This is a genomic window from Microbacterium sp., assembly GCF_035277845.1.
GTDB lineage: Bacteria > Actinomycetota > Actinomycetes > Actinomycetales > Microbacteriaceae > Microbacterium.
Window position 1 is genome coordinate 1 of sequence record NZ_DATEJS010000023.1, and the last position, 3,736, is coordinate 3,736.

A 3,736-nucleotide genomic window follows, 5' to 3' on the forward strand; every position below is an offset into this window, starting at 1 on the left:
GGTCGTGCTCATCGTCGCCGCGCTGGTGTGGCCGCGCGGTGCCGCCCCCGCCCCCCATCGGAGCCCGTCGCCGACGTCGGCGGCCGAGGTGGAGTGCGGAAGCGGCTGGGGTGCGACCACCGCAGGAAGGCTCCGCCCGCCGAAGACCGCCGATGTGGTGTGGAGCGCCCAGTGGGATGCCGCGACCGTCACCGCCCCCGACATCCTCGCCACCGACCAGACGGAGTGGCTGGCGGAGCTGACACCGGTGTACGTGCCGCGCGGCGTGGCGCCGGTGGTGCAGGTGATCGGGCCGTCCCGGGCGCGGATCGTGACGTTCCGCGAGTCGACGCGGAGTGCGCAAGGGTTCAGCTCGTCGGCGTATGCGACGACGGACGCCATGGTGGCATCCGCGCGCAGCACCGTGCCGCTTCCGGCGTGCCCGGCCCCGGACACGTACCCGATGCTGGTGATCTCCCCGGATCGCACCTGCGTCCACCTGCAGGTGACGATCGCCGAGGGGCGGACCTACCCGGCGACCGTCGCGGTGGGCGGTGCGTGCGGGCGGACGTGACGACGGTCAGCGGCGCGAGTGCCGGTGCCGCGTCATCTCGAGCAGCGGCATGATCCGGTACGGGATGACTTCGCCCATCGCGAGCGACGTCTCGGTGCGTTCCACCCCGTCGATCGCGAGGATGCGCGCGTCCGTCTCGAACAGGTGCTGCGTGTCGCGGCACGCGACCCGCACGAACAGGTCGACCTCGCCGGACATGCCGTGCGCCTGCACCACCTCGGGGATCCGGGACAGATCCTCCGCGATCTGCGGCAGCTGCACCTGCCGCACGAGAACGTTGATGAAGGCCTCGATCGGGTACCCGAGCGCGGTCGTCGAGATCGCCCGCTCGAACGACAGGAACACGCCCTCGCGGTCGAGGCGGGCCATGCGCGCCTGGACGGTGTTGCGGGAGAGTCCGAGCGCGTCGGCGAGAGCGACGACGGTGGCCCGCGGCTCTCGGCTCAGTGCGGCGAGCAGCTCGAGGTCGACACTGTCCAGGCTTGTCATACTGCTCAAGATCAGCACGCCCTCTCGTCGGGATACTTGGCAACATGCTCAAGCATACGCGCGATGCTTGAGCGAGTTGCGTTATGGACGTACTCTTCGGGTATCCGGCGAGGGAGCCGGCGCATGCGGGCTGCCCCACGAAGGCGCGCCCGGGGAAGCGGGTCACGATGGTGCACACACTCACACCCACGGCAGATCTGAAGACCGACGTCGACGACGTCGCCCGGCTCGTGAGCGCGACCGGCGAACGCGTCCGCGACGCCGACCTCGACCCCTGGGCCACCGACATCGACACGGCGCAGCTGCAGGGTCTGTACCGCGACATGGTGCTGGTGCGCCGCATGGACGCCGAATGCATGGCGCTGCAGCGCCAGGGGCAGCTCGGCCTCTGGGCGCCCTGCAACGGGCAGGAGGCCGTGCAGGTGGGCACCGCCCGGGCGCTGCGCACGGACGACTTCGCCTTCCCGACGTACCGCGAGCCCGGCGTCAACTACGTGCGCGGGGCGAAGCCCGCGCAGTACATGCGCGCGTGGCGCGGTGAGGCGCACTCCAGCTACGACCCGTACGAGCTCGGATCGGCCATCCAGCAGATCATCATCGGCGCGCAGACGCTGCACGCGGTCGGCTACGCGATGGGCATCCAGCGGGACGGCACCGATCAGGTGGCCGCGGTGTACTTCGGGGACGGCGCCTCCAGCCAGGGCGACGTGAACGAGGCGATGGTGTTCGCGGCATCCTTCGACGCGCCCGTCGTGTTCATCTGCTGCAACAACCAGTACGCGATCTCGGAGCCGGTCGGCATCGCCGCGAAGCACCCGATCGCCGGGCGCGCGCCGGGCTTCGGCATTCCGAGCCTGCGCGTGGACGGCAACGACGTGCTCGCCTGCTTCGCCGCGATGCGCTGGGCGATCGCCCGTGCGCGTGACGGCCACGGTCCGTCGTTCATCGAGGCGGTCACCTACCGCATGGGCCCGCACACCACCTCCGACGACCCGACCCGCTACCGCACGCAGGACGAGGTCGAGGCATGGCGCCGGCGCGACCCGATCGCCCGCCTCGAGGCGCTGCTGCGCGCCCAGGGCGGCTTCGACGACGAGTTCACCGCCGGAGTCCAGAAGGATGCCGACGCCCTCGCCGCAGACGTGCGCGCAGCGTGCCTCGGCATGACCACGGCGCCCGCGATCACGATCCTCGACAACGTGTACGCCGAGCCGCACACCGGCATCGACGAGGAGCGCCGCTGGTTCGGCGCCTACCTCGACGGCTTCGCGGACGACCAGGCAGCAGGGGAGCAGGCATCATGACCGAGCTCACGATGGGCAAGGCCCTCAACGAGGGCCTGCGCCAGGCCATGCGCGACGACGACCACGTGCTCATCATGGGCGAGGACATCGGGCGCCTCGGCGGCGTGTTCCGCATCACCGACGGCCTGCTCGACGAGTTCGGCAAGATGCGCGTCGTCGACACCCCGCTCGCCGAGTCGGGCATCGTCGGCACCGCCGTCGGACTCGCCTACCGGGGCTACCGGCCCGTGGTCGAGATCCAGTTCGACGGATTCGTCTACCCCGCCTTCGACCAGATCGTGTCGCAGGTGGCGAAGCTCCACTACCGGAGCCAGGGCGCGGTGAAGATGCCGATCACGATCCGCATCCCGTGGGCAGGCGGCGTCGGCGCGGCCGAGCACCACAGCGAATCGCCCGAGGCGTACTTCGTGCACACCGCGGGCCTGCGGGTCGTCGCCGTCTCGAACCCGCAGGACGCGTACACGATGCTGCGCCAGGCCATCGCGTGCGACGACCCGGTCGTGTTCTTCGAACCCAAGAAGCTGTACCACGTGAAGGGCGAGGTGCAGCTCGGCACAGCGCTGGCCGACGCGGCCCCGATGGGCCTCGCGCGCGTCGCTCGGACGGGCACCGACGTGACCCTCCTCACCTACGGATCGCAGGTGGCGACCGCGATGGACGCCGCCACGGCCGCCGAGGACGAGGGCGTCTCGATCGAGGTCGTCGACCTGCGCTCCCTGTCTCCGGTCGACTACCGCACCGTCACGGCATCCGTCCGCAAGACCGGACGCGTCGTGGTCACGCACGAGGCCGCGCGGGAGGCGGGGCTCGGGGCCGAGCTCATCGCCAGCGTCACCGAGCGCTGCTTCAACTTCCTCGAGTCCGCTCCGGTGCGCGTCACCGGCTGGGACATCCCCTACCCGCCCGCGAAGCTGGAGAAGCACCACGTGCCCGACCTCGACCGCATCCTCGACGCCGTCGACCGGGTGCTCGACAAGCCGAACAGCATGACGGGGGTGGAACTGTGACCCAGGACTTCCACCTGCCCGACCTCGGTGAGGGGCTGCCCGACGCCGAGCTCGTGCAGTGGCTCGTGAAGGAGGGCGACACCGTCGCCCTCAACCAGACCATCGCCGAGGTCGAGACCGCCAAGGCTTCGATCGAGCTGCCCTCGCCGTTCGCGGGCGTCGTGCAGACCCTGCACGCGAAGCCCGGCGACGTGGTCGCCGTCGGCAGTGTCATCATCTCCTTCGGCGACGGCACCGACGACGCGCCCGCGCCGCAGGCCGTCGAGGGCGCCGAGGCTGCTGAAGCCGAGGCCCGCACCCCGAACCTCGTGGGGTACGGGGCCGAGACCCGCGCGTCCGGCCGGCCGCAGCGCCGTGCCCGCGCCGCCGCAGGCGGACGCAGC

5 protein-coding genes are annotated in these 3,736 nt (G+C 71.1%); 4 read left to right on the forward strand and 1 reads right to left on the reverse strand.

Going from position 1 to position 3,736, the window contains the following annotated elements; all coding sequences use genetic code 11:
- A partial coding sequence (locus VJR25_RS00770) for a hypothetical protein (protein ID WP_324111524.1) occupies window positions 1–553 on the forward strand: 553 nt, incomplete at its 5' end.
- 6 nt (window positions 554–559) lie between these two features.
- On the opposite strand, the gene VJR25_RS00775 is transcribed toward VJR25_RS00770, so the two are convergent.
- Entirely contained in the window at window positions 560–1,042 is a 483-nt protein-coding gene (locus VJR25_RS00775; RefSeq protein WP_324111526.1) for an Lrp/AsnC family transcriptional regulator, read from the reverse strand.
- Window positions 1,043–1,209: 167 nt separating this feature from the next.
- Between VJR25_RS00775 and pdhA the strand changes: the two genes are divergently transcribed.
- The 3 genes from pdhA to VJR25_RS00790 all read left to right on the forward strand — a co-directional run.
- Window positions 1,210–2,346 carry a pyruvate dehydrogenase (acetyl-transferring) E1 component subunit alpha gene (pdhA, locus tag VJR25_RS00780; RefSeq protein ID WP_324111527.1) on the forward strand — a complete coding sequence of 379 codons (1,137 nt, stop codon included), beginning with the start codon at window positions 1,210–1,212 and terminating at the stop codon, window positions 2,344–2,346.
- Window positions 2,343–3,353 (forward strand): alpha-ketoacid dehydrogenase subunit beta, encoded by a 1,011-nt coding sequence (locus VJR25_RS00785; RefSeq protein WP_324111528.1) that lies wholly within the window; start codon window positions 2,343–2,345, stop codon window positions 3,351–3,353. Before pdhA ends, VJR25_RS00785 begins: the two co-directional genes overlap by 4 nt.
- The coding region (locus tag VJR25_RS00790) for a biotin/lipoyl-containing protein (protein WP_324111529.1) at window positions 3,350–3,736 on the forward strand (387 nt) is incomplete at its 3' end. The genes VJR25_RS00785 and VJR25_RS00790, both read left to right, overlap by 4 nt.

Coding starts and splice junctions, on each gene's coding strand:
- pdhA (WP_324111527.1), top strand. CDS start 1,210: ATGGTGCACACACTCACACCCACGGCAGATCTGAAGACCGACGTCGAC.
- VJR25_RS00775 (WP_324111526.1), bottom strand. CDS start 1,042: ATGACAAGCCTGGACAGTGTCGACCTCGAGCTGCTCGCCGCACTGAGC.
- VJR25_RS00785 (WP_324111528.1), top strand. CDS start 2,343: ATGACCGAGCTCACGATGGGCAAGGCCCTCAACGAGGGCCTGCGCCAG.